Annotated in this window: 20 protein-coding genes; 8 read left to right on the top strand and 12 right to left on the bottom strand. The window is 71.5% G+C overall.

Going from position 1 to position 21,952, the window contains the following annotated elements:
- Positions 1 to 60: 60 nt before the first annotated feature.
- The 5 genes from ABZT87_RS28845 to ABZT87_RS28825 all read left to right on the top strand — a co-directional run bounded on the left by ABZT87_RS28845 (position 61) and on the right by ABZT87_RS28825 (position 6,088).
- Complete coding sequence (locus tag ABZT87_RS28845) at positions 61 to 1,029, top strand: sugar ABC transporter permease (protein ID WP_355139402.1); 969 nt, start codon at positions 61 to 63, stop codon at positions 1,027 to 1,029.
- A 1-nt stretch (position 1,030) separates the two neighbouring features.
- Positions 1,031 to 1,912, top strand: a complete 882-nt coding sequence (locus ABZT87_RS28840) for a carbohydrate ABC transporter permease (RefSeq protein ID WP_354858371.1) — start codon at positions 1,031 to 1,033, stop codon at positions 1,910 to 1,912.
- Positions 1,909 to 4,149, top strand: a complete 2,241-nt coding sequence (gene yicI / locus ABZT87_RS28835) for an alpha-xylosidase (RefSeq protein WP_355139400.1) — start codon at positions 1,909 to 1,911, stop codon at positions 4,147 to 4,149. The genes ABZT87_RS28840 and yicI overlap by 4 nt, the downstream gene beginning before the upstream one ends.
- Positions 4,146 to 5,555 (top strand): GH1 family beta-glucosidase, encoded by a 1,410-nt coding sequence (locus ABZT87_RS28830; protein WP_355139398.1) that lies wholly within the window; start codon positions 4,146 to 4,148, stop codon positions 5,553 to 5,555. The genes yicI and ABZT87_RS28830 overlap by 4 nt, the downstream gene beginning before the upstream one ends.
- Before the next feature lie 155 nt (positions 5,556 to 5,710).
- Complete coding sequence (locus ABZT87_RS28825) at positions 5,711 to 6,088, top strand: hypothetical protein (RefSeq protein WP_354858377.1); 378 nt, start codon at positions 5,711 to 5,713, stop codon at positions 6,086 to 6,088.
- Between the two features lie 158 nt (positions 6,089 to 6,246).
- Here ABZT87_RS28825 and ABZT87_RS28820 read toward each other — a convergent pair whose 3' ends face one another.
- Positions 6,247 to 6,840, bottom strand: a complete 594-nt coding sequence (locus ABZT87_RS28820; protein ID WP_355139497.1) for an NTP transferase domain-containing protein — start codon at positions 6,838 to 6,840, stop codon at positions 6,247 to 6,249.
- Between the two features lie 371 nt (positions 6,841 to 7,211).
- On the bottom strand, positions 7,212 to 8,921 hold the full coding sequence (locus ABZT87_RS28815; RefSeq protein ID WP_355139495.1) for a bifunctional 3'-5' exonuclease/DNA polymerase: 1,710 nt from the start codon (positions 8,919 to 8,921) through the stop codon (positions 7,212 to 7,214).
- 99 nt (positions 8,922 to 9,020) lie between these two features.
- On the opposite strand from ABZT87_RS28815, the gene ABZT87_RS28810 reads away from it, so the two are divergent.
- Both ABZT87_RS28810 and ABZT87_RS28805 read left to right on the top strand, forming a co-directional pair.
- Entirely contained in the window at positions 9,021 to 10,754 is a 1,734-nt protein-coding gene (locus ABZT87_RS28810; protein ID WP_355139492.1) for an ABC transporter ATP-binding protein, read from the top strand.
- 50 nt (positions 10,755 to 10,804) lie between these two features.
- Positions 10,805 to 12,502, top strand: coding sequence for an ABC transporter ATP-binding protein (locus ABZT87_RS28805; RefSeq protein ID WP_355139490.1), 1,698 nt, complete (start codon positions 10,805 to 10,807; stop codon positions 12,500 to 12,502).
- Between the two features lie 4 nt (positions 12,503 to 12,506).
- Here ABZT87_RS28805 and ABZT87_RS28800 read toward each other — a convergent pair whose 3' ends face one another.
- Genes ABZT87_RS28800 through ABZT87_RS28780 form a run of 5 tightly spaced genes read right to left on the bottom strand, consistent with a single transcriptional unit; the run spans position 12,507 to position 17,525 of the window.
- Positions 12,507 to 13,433 carry a carbohydrate ABC transporter permease gene (locus ABZT87_RS28800; RefSeq protein ID WP_354858380.1) on the bottom strand — a complete coding sequence of 309 codons (927 nt, stop codon included), beginning with the start codon at positions 13,431 to 13,433 and terminating at the stop codon, positions 12,507 to 12,509.
- Positions 13,433 to 14,341 carry a sugar ABC transporter permease gene (locus ABZT87_RS28795; RefSeq protein ID WP_355067162.1) on the bottom strand — a complete coding sequence of 303 codons (909 nt, stop codon included), beginning with the start codon at positions 14,339 to 14,341 and terminating at the stop codon, positions 13,433 to 13,435. The genes ABZT87_RS28800 and ABZT87_RS28795 overlap by 1 nt, the downstream gene beginning before the upstream one ends.
- 18 nt (positions 14,342 to 14,359) lie before the next feature.
- Positions 14,360 to 15,799 (bottom strand): N-acetylglucosamine/diacetylchitobiose ABC transporter substrate-binding protein, encoded by a 1,440-nt coding sequence (gene ngcE, locus ABZT87_RS28790; protein WP_354858384.1) that lies wholly within the window; start codon positions 15,797 to 15,799, stop codon positions 14,360 to 14,362.
- A 26-nt stretch (positions 15,800 to 15,825) separates the two neighbouring features.
- Positions 15,826 to 16,575, bottom strand: a complete 750-nt coding sequence (locus ABZT87_RS28785) for an SIS domain-containing protein (protein WP_354858387.1) — start codon at positions 16,573 to 16,575, stop codon at positions 15,826 to 15,828.
- Positions 16,572 to 17,525, bottom strand: a complete 954-nt coding sequence (locus tag ABZT87_RS28780) for a MurR/RpiR family transcriptional regulator (RefSeq protein WP_354858390.1) — start codon at positions 17,523 to 17,525, stop codon at positions 16,572 to 16,574. Before ABZT87_RS28780 ends, ABZT87_RS28785 begins: the two co-directional genes overlap by 4 nt.
- A 205-nt stretch (positions 17,526 to 17,730) precedes the next feature.
- Here ABZT87_RS28780 and ABZT87_RS28775 point away from each other — a divergent pair, with 205 nt between their 5' ends.
- On the top strand, positions 17,731 to 18,717 hold the full coding sequence (locus tag ABZT87_RS28775) for a BadF/BadG/BcrA/BcrD ATPase family protein (RefSeq protein WP_355139396.1): 987 nt from the start codon (positions 17,731 to 17,733) through the stop codon (positions 18,715 to 18,717).
- Between the two features lie 220 nt (positions 18,718 to 18,937).
- On the opposite strand, the gene ABZT87_RS28770 is transcribed toward ABZT87_RS28775, so the two are convergent.
- Genes ABZT87_RS28770 through ABZT87_RS28750 form a run of 5 tightly spaced genes read right to left on the bottom strand, consistent with a single transcriptional unit; the run spans position 18,938 to position 21,894 of the window.
- Entirely contained in the window at positions 18,938 to 19,360 is a 423-nt protein-coding gene (locus tag ABZT87_RS28770; RefSeq protein WP_354858394.1) for an SRPBCC domain-containing protein, read from the bottom strand.
- The gene (locus tag ABZT87_RS28765; protein ID WP_355139394.1) at positions 19,353 to 19,673 is read right to left on the bottom strand and encodes a metalloregulator ArsR/SmtB family transcription factor; all 321 of its coding nucleotides are present in this window, start codon (positions 19,671 to 19,673) and stop codon (positions 19,353 to 19,355) included. Before ABZT87_RS28765 ends, ABZT87_RS28770 begins: the two co-directional genes overlap by 8 nt.
- On the bottom strand, positions 19,666 to 20,043 hold the full coding sequence (locus ABZT87_RS28760) for a glyoxalase superfamily protein (RefSeq protein ID WP_354858399.1): 378 nt from the start codon (positions 20,041 to 20,043) through the stop codon (positions 19,666 to 19,668). The genes ABZT87_RS28765 and ABZT87_RS28760 overlap by 8 nt, the downstream gene beginning before the upstream one ends.
- A gap of 46 nt (positions 20,044 to 20,089) precedes the next feature.
- Entirely contained in the window at positions 20,090 to 20,989 is a 900-nt protein-coding gene (locus ABZT87_RS28755) for a carbohydrate ABC transporter permease (RefSeq protein WP_354858401.1), read from the bottom strand.
- Positions 20,986 to 21,894, bottom strand: a complete 909-nt coding sequence (locus ABZT87_RS28750; protein ID WP_355067158.1) for a sugar ABC transporter permease — start codon at positions 21,892 to 21,894, stop codon at positions 20,986 to 20,988. The genes ABZT87_RS28755 and ABZT87_RS28750 overlap by 4 nt, the downstream gene beginning before the upstream one ends.
- Between the last annotated feature and the right edge of the window lie 58 nt (positions 21,895 to 21,952).

Raw genomic sequence — 21,952 nt, 5'->3', positions numbered from 1 at the left:
AGCGGCGGGCACGACCGGCACGACCGGCGTGCCCGCCCGCCCCGCCGGGAAGGATCTTCCATGGCAGTCTCCGAGACCGTCGCCGCCCCACACCCGACGGCGACCCCCACCCCGCCCAAGCCCCGCCGCGGACCGCGCGGCCGCAACGCGGCTTACTGGCTCTACCTGCTCCCCGGAGCGGTGCTGTTCGTCCTGGTCATCGGCGCGCCCCTGGTCGGCACCGGTTACCTGTCGCTGACCAAGTGGTCGGGCATCGGCGACCCCACCTTCGTGGGGTTCGACAACTACCAGCGCCTGCTGCACGACGAGGTGTTCTGGGCGTCGTTCCGCAACACCGTGGCGATGATCGTCGCGATGGTCGTGGTGCCCACCCTGCTCGGGCTGCTGCTCGCCTCGGTGCTCTTCGACGTCATCGGGCGCCGGTTCAAGCCGCGTACCGCCGCCGCGCTGCGGGCCGCGTTCTACCTGCCGCAGGTGCTGCCCGTGGTGGTGGCCGGCATCGTCTGGGGTTGGATCCTGCGCCCCGACGGCGCGTTCAACAGCCTGCTCCACGCGGTCGGCCTCGGCGCGCTGCGCCACGACTGGCTCGGCGACCCGGGCACGGCCCTGCCGGCCGTCATGGCGGTGATGATCTGGGTGCAGATCGGCTACCCGGTGGTCGTCTTCATGGCGGCGTTGCAGCGGGTCGACCCGGAGCTGTACGAGGCGGCCGAGGTCGACGGCGCGAACTGGCTGCACCGGTTCCGGGCGATCACCCTCCCGCAGATCCGGCCGGAGACCTTCGTGGTGGCCCTGACCTGCACCATCGCCGCGCTGAAGGTGTTCGGGCCGATCTTCGCGCTGACCCGCGGTGGCCCGGAGAACGCCACCAACGTGCCGTCGTACTTCGCGTACTACACGTTCTTCAAGAAACTCCAGGTCGGCTACGGCTCCGCGATCTCCACCGTGCTCACGCTGATCATCGTCGTGGTGGCCGTGGTCTTCATCTGGATGCAGGCGCGCAGCGAGCGCCGGGACCGGGGGTTCTGACATGGCCGTGACGCTCACGCCGGTGCCCACGCCGGTGCACCGGCCCGTCCGCGACCGGCACCACCGCGGCGTCAGCCGCTGGGTCGTGCTCGTCGGAGTCACCCTCGGCGCGCTCGTCATGCTGGTGCCGTTCGCGTTCATGCTGCTCAACGCGTTCAAGTCGCCCGGCGACTACTCGTCGGGCGGGCCGCTGAGCTGGCCGGGCGAGTTCTACACCAAGGGTCTGCGGACGTACTGGACCGAGGTGAACTTCCCCCTCAAGCTGTGGAACTCCGCGCTCATCGCCGGATCCGTGGCGGTGCTCGGCGTCGTCGTGTCCCTGCTCAACGCGTACGCCCTGGGCATCGGCCGGGTCCGCGGCCGGCTGTGGATCGTCGGGTTGTTCCTGCTGGCCAACATGCTGCCGCAGGAGGCGCTGATCTACCCGCTCTACTACGTGGCGAAGGAGATCGGCCTCTACAACACCCGGCTCTCGGTGATCATCATCTTCACGGTGATCCAGAGCGCGTTCGGCACGTACCTGCTGGCCTCGGTCCTGGGCACGTTCCCGCGCTCGCTGCTGGAGGCCGCCGCGCTCGACGGCGCCGGCAAGTGGACGGTGCTGTGGCGGGTGGTCTTCCCCAATCTGCGGCCCACGCTCGCCGTACTCCTCATCTTCTTCTTCATCTGGACCTGGAACGAGTTCCTCATCCCGCTGGTCATGCTCATCGACAACCAGACGCAGACCATCCCGGTCGCGCTGGCGTCGTTGCAGGGCGACCGGCTGATGGACGCCCCGACGACCAACGCCGGCGCGTTGATCAGCCTGGTGCCGGCCATCCTCTTCTTCCTCATCTTCCAGCGCACTCTGGCGCGCGGCATCACGGCAGGAGCCGAGAAGTGAAGTTCACCGACGGGTACTGGCAACTGCGCCCGGGGGTCAGCGTGCTGCGCCCCGGCACAGTGGAATCGGTCGAGCCGGACGAGCGCGGCTTCACCGTCTTCGCGCCGGCCGGTCAGATCACCGGTCGGGGCGACACCCTCAACCGGCCCGTCGTCACCGTCCGGTTCTTCTCCCCCGCCCCCGGCGTCGTCGGGGTGACCATCGGTCACCACAGCGGCGGGCTGCCCCGCGAGCCGCACTTCGGGTTGACCACCGACGACGCGCACCCGGTCACCGTCGACATCACCGGCATCACCGCGTCGCTGACCACCGGCGAACTGACCGCCCGGGTGGCGCTCATCGACGGCTGGCGGGTCGAGTTCCTGCACGGCGACCGGTTGATCACCGCCTCCACCGCGCGCAGCGTCGGCATCGTCACCGACGGCGAGGGCCGCCGGCACGTGCACGAGCGGCTCGCCCTCGGCGTCGGCGAGACGGTGTACGGGCTGGGCGAGCGATTCGGCCCGTTCGTGAAGAACGGCCAGACCGTCGACATCTGGAACGCCGACGGCGGCACCGCCAGCGAGCAGGCGTACAAGAACGTGCCGTTCTATCTGAGCAGCGCCGGCTACGGGGTCTTCGTGGACCATCCCGAGCACGTGTCGTTCGAGGTCGGCTCGGAGGTCGTGGCGCAGAACCAGTTCAGCGTCGAGGGCCAGTCCCTCACCTACTACGTCATCGACGGGCCCACCCCCAAGGACGTGCTGCGCCGGTACACGGCGCTGACCGGCCGGCCGGCCCGGGTGCCCGCCTGGTCGTACGGGTTGTGGCTGTCCACGTCGTTCACCACCTCGTACGACGAGAAGACGGTGACCGAGTTCGTCGACGGGATGGCCGAGCGGGACCTGCCGCTGTCGGTGTTCCACTTCGACTGCTTCTGGATGCGCCAGTTCCACTGGGTCGACTTCGTCTGGGACCCGGCGACCTTCCCCGACCCCGAGGGGATGCTGCGCCGGCTGCACGAGCGCGACCTGAAGGTGTGCGTCTGGATCAACCCGTACATCGCGCAGCGCTCGTACCTCTTCGAGGAGGGCCGCCAGGCCGGCTACCTGGTCCGCAACCCGGACGGGTCGGTCTGGCAGTGGGACAAGTGGCAGGCCGGCATGGCGCTCGTCGACTTCACCAACCCGGACGCGGTCCGCTGGTTCACCGGCAAGCTCAAGGTCCTGCTGGACATGGGCGTCGACTGCTTCAAGACCGACTTCGGCGAGCGCATCCCGACCGACGTGGTGTGGCACGACGGCTCGGATCCGCAGCGGATGCACAACTACTACTCCTACCTCTACAACAAGGCCGTCTTCGAGCTGCTGGAGACCGAGCGGGGCGAGGGCGAGGCGGTGGTGTTCGCCCGCTCGGCCACCACCGGCGGGCAGCAGTTCCCGGTGCACTGGGGCGGCGACTGCGAGTCGACGTTCGTCGCGATGGCCGAGTCGCTGCGCGGCGGGCTGTCCCTGGCGTCGTCCGGTTTCGGCTACTGGAGCCACGACATCGGCGGCTTCGAGGGCACCCCCGACCCGGCCGTCTTCAAGCGGTGGATCGCCTTCGGCCTGCTCTCCTCGCACTCCCGGCTGCACGGCTCCGGCTCGTACCGGGTGCCGTGGGCGTACGACGAGGAGGCCGTCGACGTGCTGCGGCACTTCACCCGGCTCAAGCTGAGCCTGATGCCGTACCTGGCCGCCGCCGCGCAGGAGGCGCACCGCGACGGGATCCCCATGATGCGTCCGATGATCGTGGAGTTCCCGGACGACCCGGCCGCGGCGCACCTGGACCGGCAGTACATGCTCGGCTCCGACGTGCTGGTCGCGCCGGTGCTCAGCGCCGACGGCCAGGTCACCTTCTACGTGCCCGCCGGCACGTGGACGCATTTGGTGACCGGCACGCAGCTCACCGGCCCGGCCTGGGTGACCGAGAAGCACGAGTTCGACAGCCTGCCGGTGCTCGCCCGGCCGGGCGCGGTGATCCCGTTCGGATCGCGCTCCGATCGGCCCGACTACGACTGGGCGGACGGTGTGCAACTGCGCCTCTACGCTCCGGCGGAGGGGCAACGGCAACGGGTACGGATTCCGTCGCCCGGCGAGGGGCCGGGCGCGGAGTTCGAGGTGAGCTTCCGCGACGGCGTGGCCACCGCGGAACTGGTGGCGGGTGACTCGTCGGCGTACCACTGCGTGGTCGCCGGGACGGAGGTAGCAGGACGATGACGGCACGCACCTTCCCGGAGAGCTTCCTCTGGGGCTCGGCCACGGCGGCGTACCAGATCGAGGGCGCGGCCACCGAGGACGGCCGAGGGCCGTCCATCTGGGACACCTACAGCCACACCCCGGGGCGGACGCTGAACGGCGACACCGGCGACGTGGCCGCCGACCACTACCACCGCTGGCCGCAGGACCTCGACCACATCGCCGAGCTGGGCCTGGGCGCGTACCGCTTCTCGATCTCCTGGCCGCGGGTGCAGCCGGGCGGATCCGGCCGGTTCAACCAGGCCGGCCTGGACTTCTACTCCCGGCTGGTCGACGGCCTGCTGGAGCGCGGCGTCCGCCCGGTCGCCACCATGTACCACTGGGACCTGCCGCAGGAGCTGGAGGACGCCGGTGGGTGGCCGGTGCGGGACACGGCGCTGCGGTTCGAGGAGTACGCGTCGGGGATCGTCGCCGCGCTCGGCGACCGGGTGCACACCTGGACCACGCTGAACGAGCCGTGGTGCTCGGCGTACCTGGGCTACGGCTCGGGCGTGCACGCGCCGGGACGGACCGAGCCGGCGGCCGCGCTGGCGGCGGTGCACCACCTGAACCTCGCGCACGGCCTGGCCGGCCGGGTGGTCCGGGAGTTGGCCCCGACCGCCGAGCTGTCGGTGACGCTGAACCTGCACGTGATTCGCCCGGCGTCGGACTCGGCGGCGGACGTCGACGCGGCCCGCCGCATCGACGCGCTGGCCAACCGGGCGTTCCTCGGCCCGATGCTGAACGGGGCGTACCCGGCCGACCTGCTGGCCGACACGGCGGGCGTCACCGACTGGTCGTTCGTGCACCAGGGCGACGAGAAGGTGGCCGCCGTGCCCCTGGACGTGCTGGGCGTGAACTACTACTCCAGCACCCTGGTTCGCGCCTGGGACGGGCACTCGGCCCGCTCGGACGCTGACGGTCACGGCGCGTCGGCACACTCGCCGTGGGTCGGCGCCGACGACGTCGACTTCCTGCCGCAGCCCGGCCCGTACACGGCGATGGGGTGGAACATCGACCCGCCGGCCCTGACCGAGCTGCTGCTGCGCCTGCACCGCGAGTACCCGAACCAGCCCATGATGATCACCGAGAACGGCGCGGCCTTCGACGACGTCGTGTCGGCCGACGGCCGGATCCACGACGACCGGCGGATCGACTATCTGCGCCGGCACATCTCCGCCGTGGCGGACGCCCGCGAGCAGGGCGTGGACGTGCGGGGCTACTTCGTCTGGTCGCTGTTGGACAACTTCGAGTGGGGTTACGGCTACGACCGCCGGTTCGGGATCATCCGCGTCGACTACGACACGCAGGAACGCATCTGGAAGGACAGCGCGCACTGGTACCGGCGACTGGCCGCCACCGGCGAGCTGGACCAGCCCGCGGAGTAACGGCTTGCCTCCCCACGCCGCGCCCCGGCTCCGCACGCCCCCAGCGCCGCCCTGCCCTGCCCTGGGCTGACCGCCGCACCGACCCCGGCCAAGGTCCGTACCGCAGCCTAACCAAGATCACGCAATCATCCGTGGGCATCGCAGAGGAGGCACAGGTGGGCGATCCGGTGAAGGATGCCTCGCTCGAGGTTCCCATTCCAGAGGTCTGGCGGCCGGCGCTCAAGGCGGTCGTGGACTCGCTGGTGCGACGAGACGCCGTTATCGGCGCAGCTCTGCCGTCAGTAGAGCCAGTTCCGCCCGAAATCTCGCAACAATGCCTCCAGGCGGTCGACGACTACGGCGCGGTCACGCTGATCACCCCACCAGACGAATCCTGGAACACGTCTGTTGCACTGTGGTACGGCGATCACTGGCGCTGCTTGGTCGACCTCTGGACCGAAGAAGAAGGCAGGAGCGACCTGGTCCTCGATGTCCACGTCTTCGAGCACGGGCCCGGATACCGCTACCGCGTGCACCTCGTCTACGTCCCCTGAGCGATCCATCCACAGGTCTTGACAATTGCTCCGTTGTTCGGCAGAAGTCCGAAGAAGGATTCCATGGCGGCGTTGTCGCTGGCGGCGCCGACTCTGCCCATTCAACGCATTCCAACAACCGAAACTACAAGATCGGCGCGGGGCGGGGTGGTGATCTGTTAGACGCCGACGCGCTGCGGCGGGACGGTGAGCCCGTAGAGCGCCATCAGCTCCGGGCTGTCGACCCGGCTGCCGTCGGCCACCGAGTCGCAGGCGATGTCGACGATCTGGTCCTTGTGCGCCAACAGGTACGGCCGGGCGCCCACGTCTGCGCTGGCCAGGGTCGCGATGCCGGGCCAGTGCCGGCGGCCGAACAGCATCGGGTACCCGCGCAGCCCGTCGTAGGTGGCGCAGACCAGCACATCCGGGTACGGCAGCGCGGCCACCCGGCGGACCGCCGCGGCGGTCAGGCCCGGCATGTCGACGGGCACCACCACCACCGCCTCGATCCCCGCGTCGTCCATGGCGGCCAGACCGGCGCGGATGGACGAGCCGACCCCGGTGCCCCACGCCTTGTTGATCACAACGGTCGCCTTGCCCAGGTCGGTGGTCTCCCGGACCTGGTCCGCGGCGGCCCCCAGCACGACCACGATCTGCTCGCAGCCCGCCTCGGTCATCGTGTCGATCATCTGGTTGACCAGGGGCTTTCCTCCCTGGTGCAGCAGCGCCTCGGGACCCCCGATACGGCGTCCCCCTCCTGCGGCGATGATCATTCCTGCGATCCGGTTCAGCTGCGCCCCCTCAAGCACGGGATCGACCCTGACGGCCGGCCCCCTCCTACGGACACTGCAACGAGGAGGGCCGCGCATGAGTGGCGGGGCGAAAAGGGAAAATAGTGCAACCGTTACGCACCGGACCACCGACGGCGAGGCCTGCGATGGCGTACTCCGCCACCGCCGCAGCACCGGACGGCCCGGCGACCGACTGGCGCACCCCCGGGTGGACGATCGACTCCACGTCGCCCACCTGGGGGTATTCAGGTGCCTGGATGCCGCTACGTCGGCGATGTGGAGTTGATCATCGCGCGCGATGACCTCCGCCGAACCGGCCACGCTCGCCGAACCGGCCACGCAGTGCGAGCCGGTCAGGCCGCGTCGGCGTAGCAGTCGACGATGGACAGATCCAGGGGAAAGCGCACCGGGGTGTCACCGAACAGCAGCGCGGTGGCCCGCTCACCCGCCCGGCTCACCGCCGCCGCCACGGCCTCGGCCTGCTCGGCCGGACAGTGCGCCATGACCTCGTCGTGCTGGAAGAAGACCAGCTCGGCGTCGGTGCCGGACAACTCGGTGCGCAGTGTGGCCAGCAGCGTCGAGGCCCACTCCGCGGCGGTGGCCTGGATGACGAAGTTGCGGGTGAAGCGCCCCCGGGACCGGGCGGCTCGCGCCCGAGGACTCTGCCGATCGGCCGCGGCGTCCGGATCGGTCGGCCCCTCGTCGGGGTCACCGAGGCCGACCGAGCCGGGTGGGCAGGTGCGCCCCAGCCACGAGCGCACCAACCCGCCCGCCTCGCCGGTGCGCGCCGCCGCCTCGACGTAGCCGAACGCCGTCGGGTAGCTGCGTTTGAGCACCGCAAGCGCGGGCACCGCCGCACCGCCGGTCTGCCCGTACATGGCCCCGAGCAGGGCCACCTTGGCCCGGGGACGGTCACCACCGAACGAGTCCCGGGCGAGCGCGGCGTACAGGTCACCGGCGCCGCCCGCCGCCGCCAGCCGCGCGTCGCCGGAGACCGCCGCCAGGACGCGGGGCTCCAACTGGCCGGCGTCGGCGACCACCAGCCGCCAGCCCGGGTCGGCCACCACCGCCCGGCGGATCACCTTGGGGATCTGCAACGCGCCACCGCCCCGGGTCGCCCAGCGGCCGGAGACCACCCCGCCCGGCACGTACTCCGGCTGGAACCGCCCGTCGCGCACCCACTGCTCACGCCAGGACCAGCCGTGCGCCGTCCAGATCCGGTACAGCTCCTTGTATTCCAGCACCAGGGGCACCGCCGGATGGTCCACCCCGCGCAACACCCAGGCCCGGGTGTTGGGCAGCTCCACCCCGGCCCGGGCGAACGCCTTGAGCAGCTCGGCCGGGGAGTCGGCGTGCAGCTGGCGGACGCCGAACGCGTCGGCGATCCGGGCCGCCAACTCGGCCAACCGGCGCGGCGGCCCGCCGACCGGGGACGGCTCCCCCAGCAGCTCGGCGAGGATCGCGTCGTGCACCTCGGCCCGCCAGGGCAGCCCGGCGACGCCCATCTCCACCGCGATCAACGCGCCGGCCGACTCGGCGGCCACCAGCAGCCGGAACCGGCCCGGGTGCTCGGTGGTGGCGACCCGGGCGAGCTGGTCGGCGTACACCCGGGTCAGTGCCTCGATGCCCGGCCCCGGCGGACCGGGCAGCGTGTCGAAGAGCGCACCCTGGCCGTGCCCGGGCGGCGCGGCGGCGCGCGGCGGCGGGTCGGCCGGCACCGGAGCACCGGTCAGGCGGGCCCAGGCGGCGGCCAGCGAGCGGGGCTCACCCCAACGGCCGGCCTGCCCGAGCAACAGGGCCTCGGTCAACTCCACGTCGTGGCACCGCTCGACGCGCACCCCGGCCCGCAACAGCGCCGGGTAGATCGCGCCCGCGGTGGCCCAGACCCACCGTGGGTGCTCGGCCGCCTCCCGTGCGGCCATCGCGGCCGCGAGGTCGCTGACGGTCTCGATCGGGCCGACGGGTCGGCCGGCGGCGTCGAGCGGACGCAGCTCTCCCCCACCGCGTTCGCCCGCCACCACCGCCACCAGCACGAATGTGATTCTGCCTTCCCCCTCCGACAGGAAAACAGGTCGGTGCGTCGGCCCGGTGCTCGATAGCGTGGCCAGGTGCCTCCCCAGATCCCACACTCCGACCCCGGCACCCCCGACACCCGCGGTCCGATGCGGTACCTGTGGTGGCTGGTCCGGTGCCAGCCCTGGCGGGTGCTGCGCGGCAGCCTGCTCGGCACGGCCTGGATGGTCGGGCTCTCGGCCCGGCCCTACCTGATCGCCCGCGCCGTCGACGACGGCCTGCGCGCCCGCGACAGCCGCGCGCTGGCCCTGTGGGTCGTGGCGATCGTCGTGGCGGGGGTGGCGTTGTCGTACCTGGGCATCATGCGACACCGCACGATGACCTTCATCCGGGAGGACGCCAAGGCCCGCTCGGCGGAGGTGCTGCTGCGCCAGCTGTCCCGGGTCGGCGCGGCGCTGCCCCGCCGTTCCGCCGCCGGTGAGGTCGCCACCGTGGGCGGTTCCGACATCGACTGGTCGGCGCAGGTGCTGACACTGACCGGGCCGGGGGTCGGCGCGATCGTCGCGTACGGGGTCATCGCCGTGGTGCTCTGGTCGATCTCCCCGCTGCTCGCGCTCTGCGTGCTGGTGGGTATGCCGGCTGTCGCGCTGGTCGTCGGGCCGCTGCTGCGCCGACTGGAACGCGCGGAGTCGGTCTACCGGAGGCAGCAGGGCGCGCTCACCGCCCGGTCCGGCGACATCGTGGCCGGACTGCGCGTGCTGGCCGGGGTGGGCGGCCGGGACCTCTTCGCCCGACGGTACGCGGCCCGCTCTGCGGACCTGCGCGCCGAGGGCTACCGCGTCGGCGCGGTCATCAGCTGGATCGACGCGGCGACCGTCGCCATCCCCGGCCTGTTCCTGGCGGCGGTGGTGTGGCTGACGGCCCGGATGGTGGTCAGCGGCACCGTCAGCGTCGGTGAACTCGTCGCCGTCTACGGCATCGTCGCGAGCCTGATCGTGCCGGTCTGGTTCCTCCTGGAGGGCAGCCACCAGCTCATCCGGGGTCGGGTCGCCGCCCGGCGGATCACCGACCTGCTCCGGCTCACCCCGGACGACGTCGGCGGGCCGGGTCGCCGGTGGCCGTCCGCCGTCCCCGACGCGCGTCACCCGCACGCGGCGGCGGCGCCCAACGGCCCCGCCGACCTGCACGACCCGGTGACCGGGCTGACCGTACGCGCCGGCCGGCTGACCGCGGTCGCCGCCGACGACCCGGCGGCCGCCGAGGCGCTGGCCGACCGGCTGGGCCGGTACGTCGTCAGCGACACCACCTGGGGCGGCGTACCGCTGACCCGGGTCGCCCTGGACGAGGTCCGTGCCCGGATCCTGGTCGCCGACCACGACTCGTACCTCTTCGCCGGGACACTGCGTGACGTGCTGCGTCCCGGGGCCAGCGACGAACGGCTCGGCGCCGCCCTGCGGACCGCGTCGGCCGACGACATCGTCGACGCCCTCCCGGCCGGGCTGGACACCCCGCTGGACGCCCGGGCCCGGACTCTCTCCGGCGGGCAACGCCAACGGGTCCGCCTGGCTCGGGCGCTGCTCGCCGAGCCGGAGGTGCTGATCCTCGTGGACCCGACCTCGGCCGTGGACGCGCACACCGAGGCGCGGATCGCCGAGCGGCTGCGGACCGCTCGGGCGGGGCTGACCACAGTGGTGCTCGCCACGTCGCCGCTGCTGCTCGGCCGCGCCGATGTGGTCGCCCACCTGAGCGGAGGCCGGATCACCGCCACCGGCAGCCACGAGAACCTGCTCGACCACGACCCGGGCTACCGGCACCTGGTGGCCCGGGGCGGCGACGACCCGGTGGCCGAGCGGCCCGCCGACGCCGAGGAGGCGTACCGGTGACCCGGCTGCCGATCGCGGACCGCGGCACCGTACGCCGTGCCCTCCGGGACATGATCAGCCGACATCGCCGGGCCGTCGGCGTCGTGCTGGCGCTGCACAGCGCCGCCGCGGTCGCCGGCCTCGCCCCGCCCTGGCTGCTGGGCGCCATCGTCGACCGGGTCAGCGCCGGCGCCGGCGTGGCCACCGTGGACCGGCTGGCACTGGCGATCGCCGGCTGTGTCCTGGTCAGCGCCCTGCTCTCCCGCTACGCCCAGTACGCCGGCCACCGCTTCGGCGAACGGGCCGTCGCCGAGCTGCGCGAGGAGTTCGTCTCCCGGACGCTCGGGCTGCCGGTCTCGGTCGTCGAGCGCGCCGGCTCCGGAGACCTGGCCACTCGCAGCTCGGTCGACGTGGCGACGGTCGGGACCACCGTCCGGGACGTGGTGCCCACCATCGTCATCGCCTCGGTGCAGTTGACGTTGCTGTTCGGGGCGGTCTTCCTGCTGCATCCACTGCTCGGGCTCGCGGCGCTGGCCGGGCTGCCGTCGATCGTGGCGGTGACCCGGTGGTACCTGCGGCGGGCCAGCTCCGCGTACCTCACCGAGGGCGCCCAGGCGGCCGAGTTGACCGAGGCGTTGACCACCACCGCCGAGGGGGCCCGCACGGTCGAGGCGCTGCGGCTGGCCGACGACCGGATCCGGCACGGCACCACCCGCGTCACCCGGGTGTGGCAGGCCCGCCGGGCGACCCTCGCGCTGCGGACCGTGTTCTTCTCGGTCGTGGAGGCCAGCTATCCGCTACCCGTCGCCATGGTCCTGCTCGTCGGCGGCTACCTGTTCGCCGCCGACCGGGTCTCGCTCGGCGCGGTGGTCGCCGCCGCGCTCTACCTCCAGCAGGCCATCGACCCGCTGGACCAGCTGTTGCAGTGGACGGAGCAGGCGCAGCGCGGCTTCGCGTCGTACGCCCGGGTGCTCGGCGTCGGGCTGGTCCCACCGGAGCCGCCGGGGACCACGGCCACCTCGCGGGGTGAGCGGCTCGTCGTGCGCGAGGCGCGGTTCTCGTACGCCGACGGGCACGACGTGCTGCACGGCATCGACCTGGAGGTGCGGCCCGGCGAACGGCTGGCGGTCGTCGGCCCGTCGGGCGCCGGCAAGTCGACCCTGGCCCGGCTGCTGGCCGGCATCGACGCGCCACGACGGGGCGTCGTCAGCATCGGCGGCTGCCCGGTCACCGACCTGGACCCGGCCGAACGCCGGCGGCGGATCGCCCTGGTCACCCAGGAGCACCACGTCTTCATCGGCTCGGTACGCGACAACCTCGCGTTCGCCGCACCGGACGCCTCGGACGAGCAGATGCGCGCCGCGCTGGCCACTGTGGGCGCCGACTGGTACGACGAGCTACCCGAGGGTCTGGACACCGCGCTCGGCGACGGCGCCCGGCAGCTCGGCGCGGCCGAGGCCCAGCAACTGGCGCTGGCCCGCCTGGTGCTCGCTGACCCGCACACGCTGATCCTGGACGAGGCGACCGCGGCGCTCGACCCGAGCACCGCTCGGCGGACCGAGCGGGCCCTGGCCGCCGTGCTCGTCGGGCGGACCGTCATCGCCATCGCGCACCGGCTCAACACCGCCCACGACGCCGACCGGGTGGCCGTCCTGGCGGACGGCCGGATCACCGAGATCGGCAGTCACGACGACCTCGTCGCGGCCGGCGGGGCGTACGCCGCCCTCTGGCGCTCGTGGCACGCCCACGCCGACGAGCGCCAGAGGTGACGGCCTACTTGACCGCGCCGGAGGTGAGGCCGGCCTGGATCTGACGCTGGAAGACCGCGTACACGATGATCATCGGGAGGATGGCGATGGTCAGCGCGGCGAACAACCCGGACCAGTCCGCCTCGTAGCCGGCGTTGACCGAGATGTCGGCGATGCCCTGGGTGAGCACCCACTTGTCCTTGGCGTTGGAGAGCAGCACCAACGGGAGCTGGTACTGCGCCCACTGCCCGATGATGTTGAAGATCGCCACGCTGATCAGACCCGGCTTCGCCATCGGCATCATGACCTTGAAGAACAGCCGGGTGTGCCCGCAGCCGTCGATCATCCCCGCCTCGGCCACCGAACTCGGCAGCGTCTTGAAGAACGCGGCCAGGAAGAAGATCGTGAACGGCAGCGAGTACGCGATGTAGACCAGCACCACGCCCTGGTAGGTGTCCAGCATGCCCAACTGCTTCACCACGAAGAAGAGCGGCACCAGGGCCAGGAAGACCGGGAACGCCAGCCCCGAGACGAACAGGTAGTAGATCGCCCGGTTGCCCCAGAACCGGTACCGCGCCAGCACGTACGCCGCCATCGAGCCGAGCAGCATGGTGCCGAAGGTGCTGCACGAGACCACGAGGACGCTGTTGAGGAAGTACCGGCCGACGTGCGCCTTGGTCCACGCCCGGCCGAAGTTCTCCCACCGCAGCTCCGCCGGGAGCGTCCACGGGCTGCTGAAGATCTCGCTGGTGTTCTTGAATGCGGCGAGGAAGGTCCAGAGGATCGGCACGATCACGATCACCGCCCACACGGCGAGCGCGATGTGTCCCAGGCCGGCGAAGAGCCGCACCTCCGAGCGGGGGCCCTTGCCGCGTCGGCCGGAGGGCGACGGGTCGCCGGTCTTCGGCGGTAGGGCCGCCGGCGTCGGCGGCAGCGTCGACTGCGGGTTCATCAGTACTCCACGCTTTCCCGCTTGGTGAGCCGCAGCGTCAGCGCCGCGAACGTGAGGGTGAGGAAGAACAGCGCCACGCCCATCGCGGAGGCGTAACCGTACTTCGAGTAGACGAACGCGTTGCGGTAGATCTCCATGGCCAGCACGGTGGTGGCGCCGTCCGGGCCACCACCGTCGACCGAGAGCACGGCCACGATGGCGAACGCGTCGAACGCCGCGATGCCCAGATAGACCCACGCGACCTGGAGGGTGTCCCAGAGCAGGGGCAGGGTGACCCGGAAGAACAGCGTCACCCTGGTCGCCCCGTCCATCTCCGCAGCCTCGTAGATCTCGCCCGGGATGGAGGCCATCCCGGCCGAGAAGAGCACCACGTAGAAGCCGACGGCCTGCCAGACCAGCACCGCGAGGATCGACCAGAGGGCCAGGTTCGGCTTGACCAGGAAGAGGATCGGATCCAGGCCGAGCTTCATCAGCACGCCGTTGATCAGACCCGACTCGTTCGGCCGGTAGACCATCTGGAACAGCACCGCGATGATCGCCACCGCCAGGACCTGGGGGAAGAAGAACACCACCCGGTAGAACTTCGCCCCCCAGACCCCCTGGCGTTGCCCGCCACTGCTCTTGCCACCCACGTTGAGCAGGAAGGCGAAGAACAATGCGATGGCGATGGTGATCAGCGGCAGGGCAAGCAGCAGTACGCCGTGGTGCTGGACCGCCTTCCAGAAGGCGCCGTCGTCGAGCAGCTTCCGGTAGTTGTCGAAGCCCACCCACTGCGGGGCGGAGAGCCCTCGCCAGTTGGTCATCGAGATCTGGAACGCCTGGGCGTACGGCCAGATCACGAATGTCACGTACAGCGCGACCGGGGCGAACAGGAACCCGATCACGAATGGATACTTGCCGTGCCGCATGACCCTAGCTCCGATCGATCAGCGCTTGAACTTGGCGACCGAGCTGTCCTTCTTGATCGCGTCGGCGCGCTTCTGGATCCGCTCCACGAAGGCGTCCGCGTTGATCCGGCCGAACATCAGCTCGTTCGTGGCGCTGCGCGCCTCGGTGTCGAGCTCCTTGTACCAGCCGTCGAAGTACAGGTTGAACACGTCCTGCCCGGCCGCCTTGAGCGCGGCCTGCGAGCTGGCCACACCGGGCGGGAAGGCGAAGCCCTCCGAGCCGGCGGTGACCACGGTCGGGGCCTTGACCACCTCGGTGAAGCCCTTCGCGCCCGCCGTGGACAGCATCTGGCGCATGTACTCCAGGCCGCCCTTGGGGTTCTTGCTCTTCGCCGAGACGAAGTAGCCCTCGCCCGCGGTGGCCCGCAGCGCGGTGGCCGGCAGCTTGTCCGACGCGGTGAGGCTCGGCACCGGCATGAGCTGGTAGTCGAAGCCGGCCGGGGTGTCCTGCTTCTGCTCGCCCTCCAGCCAGTCACCGCTGGGGTACAGGGCCACCTTGTACTGGTTCTGCCGCAGCTGCACGTCGGTGTGCTTGAGCCCCTCGAAGCTCTTGTCGCTGAACTTCGCCCCGACCTCGGCCCACGCCGTGGCCGCCTGCTTGACCGCGTCCTGCTTCCAGGCGCCGTCCTCCAGGTTGTCGATGTTCTTCAGCACCTCCACGCCACCGATCTTGGCGGCCTGGGTGAGGATCACGTTCCACTGGTAGTACGCCGCGTTCGCCCCGGCGTAGCCGTACGGCGTGATGCCCTTGGCCTTGATGGCGGTGAGCAGCTTGATGAAGTCGTCCCAGGTCTTCGCCGGCGCCCAGCCGTTGTCCTTGAACAGCTTGGCCGAGTACCAGATGCCGAAGACGGTGGAGACGTAGTACAGCACGTACGGCTTGCCGTTGAACGAGCCCGCCTCGACGGTGCCCGGCACCACGGTGTCGCGGACCTTCTTGGCCGGGTCGTCGACCGACGGGGCGTCCCACAGCTCGGTGAGGTCCTGGAGCTGACCGTCGGCGACCAGCGCGCCGAAGTCCATCAGCTTCTCGCCCGAGTTGTTCACGAACTCCGGCGGGTTGCCGGACGCGAACCGCGGCTGGAGCACGGTGGAGATGGCCTGCGTGGACTGGTGCTTGATCTCCGCCTTGGGGAACGCCTTCTTGTAGAGCGGCTCGTGCACGTCGGTGGCGTACTTCTCGCCGTAGCCGCCGTTGAAGATGATCACCTCGATGGGGGCGTCCTCCTTGACGCCCAGCGGGTTGGTCGCGCTCTTGGTGCCTTCGGCGGCCTTCTCGTTGTCCTTGTCACCGCCGCTGCTCGTCGCGCAGGCGCTGAGCAGGCCGATGGCCGGAGTGGCGAGCATGCCCACGGCGGCGGCGCGACGCAGCACCGTGCGACGGTCGAGTGCGGCCGGGTGCTCGGGGGTAATCGACATCGTCGTCTCTCCTTGTGGAATTCGGGTCAGGCGGTGCGCCGGAGACGCCCGGCGTACCGCGACTCGAGGGCGTTGTTGTGCTCGTCCCCGCCGGGGACGTTGGCGGAGAGGTAGATAGGGGGTACCTCCCCGGCCTGATGGAACCGTCGTACGACCTCAGCGGTCAGCAACTGCGCCAGCAGCGCGGTGGTGACCGAGGAGACCGCACAGACCGCGCCGCCGCCCTCGAGCGGCAGCAGTGCGTCACCGTACGGCGCGCCGTTGTCCAGCACGACGTCGGCGAGGTCGGCGAGCCGTTGACCGGACGGGTGCCGTGGCGCCACCCGCGCGGTGTGCTCGACCGAGGTGACCGCGATCAACGGGTGACCGCGCTCGGTGACCAGCGCCGCCAGCTCGACCACCGAGCCGTTGATGCCGGACTGGGACGCCACCACGAACACGTCGCGCGGCTGGGGCGCCGCGAGGGCGTAGATCTGGTGGGCGATGGAGGGGTCGCGTTCCAGCTTGGGGTCGGCGAGCACGTCGCGTGGGGCGTCGCCGTGCACCACCAGGTCCCGTACCGAGAGCCGGTTGGTGGGGACCAGCCCACCGGCGCGGGCGACCAGCTCGGCGGCGAACGCCTCGGAGTGCCCGGCGCCGAACGCCTGGAGCACGCCGCCGGCGCGCAGGCTGTCGGCGATCAGGTCGGCGGCCCGGGTGATCCCGTCGGCCTCCGAGTCGAGCAGGCGGTCGAGCACCGGGCGGACGGCGTCCGCGTACCCCTGGGCACTGATCATGAGAGGGCCCCTTTCGCGGCCTTGTGCCCGTCGACGGCCTGCGCGGTGCGCCGGAAGGCCGCGTGGGCGCGGTCGTGGGTGCGCTGGGCGACGGCGATGTAGAGCAGATCGAGCACCACCAGTTGCGGGTGACGGGCGGAGAGGGCGTCCGGCCGGAAGGTGGTGGCCTGGCTGGCGGTGAGCAGCACGATGTCGGCCAGCTCGGCCAGCGGTGAGCGGGGAAAACCGGTGAGGGCGAGAGTGGTGGCGCCCCGGCTGCCCGCCTCGGCGAGCATCTCGATCGTCTCGCGGGTCTGGCCGGTGTGCGAGATGCCGAGCGCGACGTCGCCGACGCCGAGCAGCGCGGCGCTGGCCAGCCCCTCGTGCACGTCGCTCCAGGCCCAGGCGGCCACCCCGATGCGGTGCAGGCTGAACTGCATCTCCTCGCCGACCAGGGCGCTGCCGCTGGCGCCGAAGATGTTCACCCGGCTGGCGCCGGCGATGGCCACCGCGGCGCGTTCCACCTCGCCGAGGTCGAGCAGCGCGGCGGTGTCGTGCATGGCCCGGGTGTCGGCCGCCATGATCTGGTCGAGCACCCGCGCGAGGGGGTCGGTGGGCTGGATCTCGCGGCCGATGTCGACGGTCCAGCCGGCCAGGCGGGCCCGGCCGGTCTCAGCGGCGATGCCCAGCCGCAGGTCGGCGTACCCCTCGAAGCCCATCGCCCGGCAGAAGCGGGTGATGGTGGCCGGCGAGGTGCCACTGCGCTCGGCAAGCTCCACAATGGTGGAGCGCGCGGCGGCCTCCGGGTCGCTGAGGACGTGCTCGGCGACGCGGCGCAGCGCGCCGGTCAGCTCGGCGAGTCCGTTGCGCACCCGGGCCAGCACCCCGTCGGAGGGTGAGTTCCTCCGGTCGGTCACGTGGGCGTCGACCACCGCGGTCCCCGCGACGGTGTCCACCTCGTGATCAACCATGGGTCGCCTCACCTTTCCGAAAAGACTGTTAACTGTTAGTGGTAAAAGTTCTTACTGAACGGCCCTCTGTGTCAAGACTGTGGGCGAAGTTTTCAAACTGTTACCTGGCGCACAGCCCTCCGCGCCGGCCCGAAGTTGCCCTCCGCGGCGCCGCCGACCAGCATGAACAGGCCCAGCACCGCGCAGCGCAAGGAGGCCCGTGCCGATGTCCGACACCGTCGTGGTCGGTCTCGACGTCGGGGGTACGTCCACCCGGGCGACCGCCCTGACCCTCGCCGGCGAACGCCTCGGCACCGGCCGAGCCGGCGGCGGCAACCCCACCAGCCACGGCGCCGAACGGGCCGCAGCCGAACTGTCGACCGCGCTGCGCGCCGCGCTCGCCGACGTCGACCCGGCCCGGGTGGCCGCCGGCACCATCGGGCTGGCCGGCGCAGCCCGGCTGCTCGCCGACCCTGCCGGACGGGCCGCCTTCGACCGCGCCTGGCACGACGCCGGCCTGCGCTGCCCGTACGCCGTATACGGCGACGCCCTGGTCGCCTACGCCTCCGGCACCGCCGAGCCCGACGGGACGGTGCTCATCGCCGGCACCGGCGCGATCACCGCGCAGGTCGTCGACCTGCGACTCGACCGGACCGCCGACGGCCACGGCTGGCTGCTCGGCGACGCCGGGTCGGGCTTCTGGCTCGGCCGCGAGGCGGTCCGCCGGCTCCTCGCCGACCTGGACGCCGGCCACGCGCCGGGCACGCTGGGCGCGGCGGTGCTCACCGACCTGGTGGGCAGCGCCGACGTCGCTCCCCGCCCCCGCGACACCGTCGACGCCACGATCCAGGCGGTCACCCGCCGGCCGCCGATCGACCTGGCCCGGCTGGCGCCACTGGTCGTCACCGCCGCGACCGACGGCGAACCGGTCGCCACCGCGCTGATCGCCGAGGCCGCCACCCACCTCGCCGGGAGCGTCGGCCGGATCCGTCTCGCCGGGGCGACGACGCCGGTCGTGCTCGGCGGCGGGCTGCTCACCGCGGACACCCCGCTGGCCACCGCCGTCCGCGCCGAGATCGGCCGACGCTGGCCGTCCGCGCCCCTGCGCACCGCCGGTGACGGGGCCGCCGCCGCGGCCTGGCTCGCCGCCCGCGAACTGCCCGAGCTGACCGACCCGGCCGCCCTGCACGCCCGCCTCTTCCCCGCTCCCTGACCACCCCATCGCGCCCCGCCGGCGCCCACCGCGCCCCTGCCACACGCCACCGCGCCCCTGCCACACGCCACCTCGCCGCGACACGCGCCGGCGACGACGCGTCGCTGCGACGGGCAAGATCGCGCCCGATCCAGGAGGTAGTGGCCTCCCGCCGCGACGAAGGGACTCGTTCGAGGATCGAGCGCGACATGTCCGCGCGGGGCGCGATGCGGGCGCGGGGCTAGAGGGCGTCGAGGACCGTGGTGAGGCGGCGCCAGACGTGCGAGCGCCAGCCGCCGTCGAGCAGGGCGTAGGTACGCTGCTGGAGCGGGTCGTCCGGGTCGAAGCCGGAGTGTTCGAGGAACAGCCGGGTGCCGCGCCCCTCGGCGACGAGGGTCCAGGTCACCACGGTGTCCAGCGATCCGCCGCGCCAGGACCAGCACAGCAGGCGTTGCGGGTCCAGGTCGAGCACCTCGCAGTGCACGATGCCGTCGAACCCGGGGCGCGGGTCGGTGCGAAAGGTGAACCGGTGGCCGACGACCGGCACGAAGTCGGTCCGCATCAGCCAGCGCGCGATGAGATCAGGATCGGTCAGCACTCGCCAGACCTTGGCTGGCGGGTGCGGCAGGAACTGGTCCACCCGGATGGTGCCGCGCTCACTCATCGTCAAGCTCGTCCAGCACGTCGCGCAGCGCCCCGAGTCGACCGCGCCAGTACGCCTCGTACGGGCTGAGCCAGTCGGCGACCTCCTGCAGCGGCTCCGGCCGGAGCGCGTACAGCCGCTGCCGTCCGACCGGCCGCTCGACCACCAGGCCGGCCTCCTTGAGCACCTTGAGGTGCTCGGACAGGCTCGGCCGGCGCATGTCGAAGTGGTCGGCGAGCCGCTGCACCGGCTGCTGCCCGCCGTCGCGCAGCAGCCGCAGCAGCTCACGCCGGGTCGGGTTGGCCAGCGCCGCGAAGACGGCCGACTCAGACACGGGTCGCCTGGAGGACGATGCCGTTGCCGTCGGGGTCGTCGAAGGTGGCGTACCGGCCCCAGGGGGCGGACTGGATGCCCCCGTTGGCGAAGTCGACCCCCCGCTCCCGTAGCCGGGCGACGTCCGCGTCCAGGTCGTCGGTCTCCAGCACCAGGCCCTTGAGGGACCCGGGCGGCATGGTCGGGAACCAGGTCACCAGGGTGAGGGCGGTGGCGGCGCCCGGGGGCGCCACCTGCACCCAGCGCCCGCCGTCGGGGCCCATCGGGTTGTCCCGGACCAGGTCGAACCCGAGGACGTCGACGTAGAAGTCCCGGGCCCGATCCTGGTCGGTGACGGGTACGGAGAGTAGTTGCACGTGGGTCACGGTCATGCCGACCACAATAGGTAGGAGATTTCCTACCGGTCAAGCCGAGACCCTACTTGAGCTGGCCCGCGGTCAGGCCGGCCTGGACCTGCCGCTGGAAGGCCACGTAGATCGCCAGCACCGGCAGCACCGCGATACTCAACCCGGCGAAGAGCCGAGCGTAGTCCCCCGCGTAGCCCTGACTGACCGACAACGCGAACAGCCCCTGGGCGAGCATCCACTTGGACTCGTCGCCCTGCATCAGCACCTGCGGCAGCAGGAACTGGTTCCAGTGACTGAGGAAGTTGAAGATCGCCACACTGATCAGTCCCGGACGCGCCATCGGGAGCATCACCCGGAAGAAGAGCCGGAAGTGACCGCAGCCGTCGACCATGGCCGCCTCGGCCACCGAGGTCGACAGGGTCCGGAAGAACGCGGTCAGGAAGAACACTGTGAACGGCAGCGAGTAGGCCGCGTACACCAGGATCAGTCCCGTCCAGGTGCCGAAGAGACCGGCGTTGCGGACCACGAAGAACAGCGGCACCAGGGCGAGGAACACCGGGAACATGAGGCCGCCGACGAACAGGTAGTAGACGATCTGCCGGCCGCGGAACTCGTACCGGGCGAAGACGTACGCGGCGGCGGCGCCCATCAGCATGGTGAGGCTGACCGAGCCGGTGACCACCACGAGGCTGTTGAGGAAGTACCGGCCGATGTGCGCCCCGGTCCACGCGCGCGCCCAGTTGTCCCAGCTCAGCGACGCGGGCAGCCCCCACGGGTCGGCCAGGATCTCGCCGTTGGTCTTGAACGAGCTGAGGAACATCCACAGCAGCGGCAGGACGGTGAGCAGGCCCCAGAGCAGCAGGAAGCCGTGCGAGAGGGCGTTGGCGACGCCGAATTCCCGGCGGACGGGACGGTCCCGACCCGGGGTCGGCGTCGGCGCGGCGGCGGTGGGCTGGTCCAGTGTGGTCACGAGTACTCGATCCGATCGCGCCGGCCGACCCGCAGCGACAGCACCGCCACCGAGAGGGTCAGGAAGAACATCACCACGCCGATCGCCGAGGCGTAGCCGAACTTGGTCTCGCTGCCGAAGGCGGTGTCGTACATCCGTACGCCGATCACGTCGGTGGAGAAGTTCGGTCCGCCGTTGGTCATGAGCTGCACGAGGATGAACCCGTCCAGGGCGAAGATGGCCAGGTAGACCCAGGCGACCTGCACGGTGTCCCAGAGCAGCGGCAGGGTGATCCGCCGCAGCGTGGTGAACCGGGACGCGCCGTCGAGCAGCACCGCCTCGTAGATCTCCTTCGGCACGGCCGACATCGCGGCGCCGAACAGGACGACGTAGAAGCCGACGTTGCTCCACACCATCACCGCCAGCACACACCAGAAGGCGGTCGCCGGGTCGCCGAGCCAGGTCGGCGCGGGCAGGCCGACGGCGTGCAGCGCGCTGGTCAGCAGCCCCTTGTTGGGGTGGTAGACCTCCTTGAACAGCAGCGCGATGATCACCACGGAGAGCACCTGCGGGAAGAAGTACACGGTGCGGTAGAATGCGCCACCGCGGACCCCGGTGACTCCGGCGCGGCCCCGGCGCCCGCCCAGGGCGAGCATGGTGGCGAAGAAGAGCCCGAACCCGATGGTCAGCACGGGCACCAGGGCCAGCAGGATCGCGTTGTTCTTCAGCGCGTTCCACACGTAGTCGTCGTGCCACAGCGCCGTGAAGTTCGCCAGCCCGACCTGGTTGGCGTCGGCCGAGTAGCCGAGCCAGTCGGTGGTGGAGATCTGGAACGCCTGGAGGTACGGCGAGACGACGAAGAAGACGTACAGCAGCACCGGCGGCACCAGGAACGTGACGATCAGCGGCCACTTGCCATGTTTCACGGTGGACCTCTCCCGGAGTGCGACCGGTGGGGGCGCGCTCGCCCCCACCGGCCGGGCT

Source organism: Micromonospora sp. NPDC005237 (genome assembly GCF_040607775.1).
Lineage (GTDB): Bacteria > Actinomycetota > Actinomycetes > Mycobacteriales > Micromonosporaceae > Micromonospora.
The sequence above is the reverse complement of the archived record's forward strand: the minus strand, read 5'-3'. Positions and strand labels throughout refer to the sequence as shown.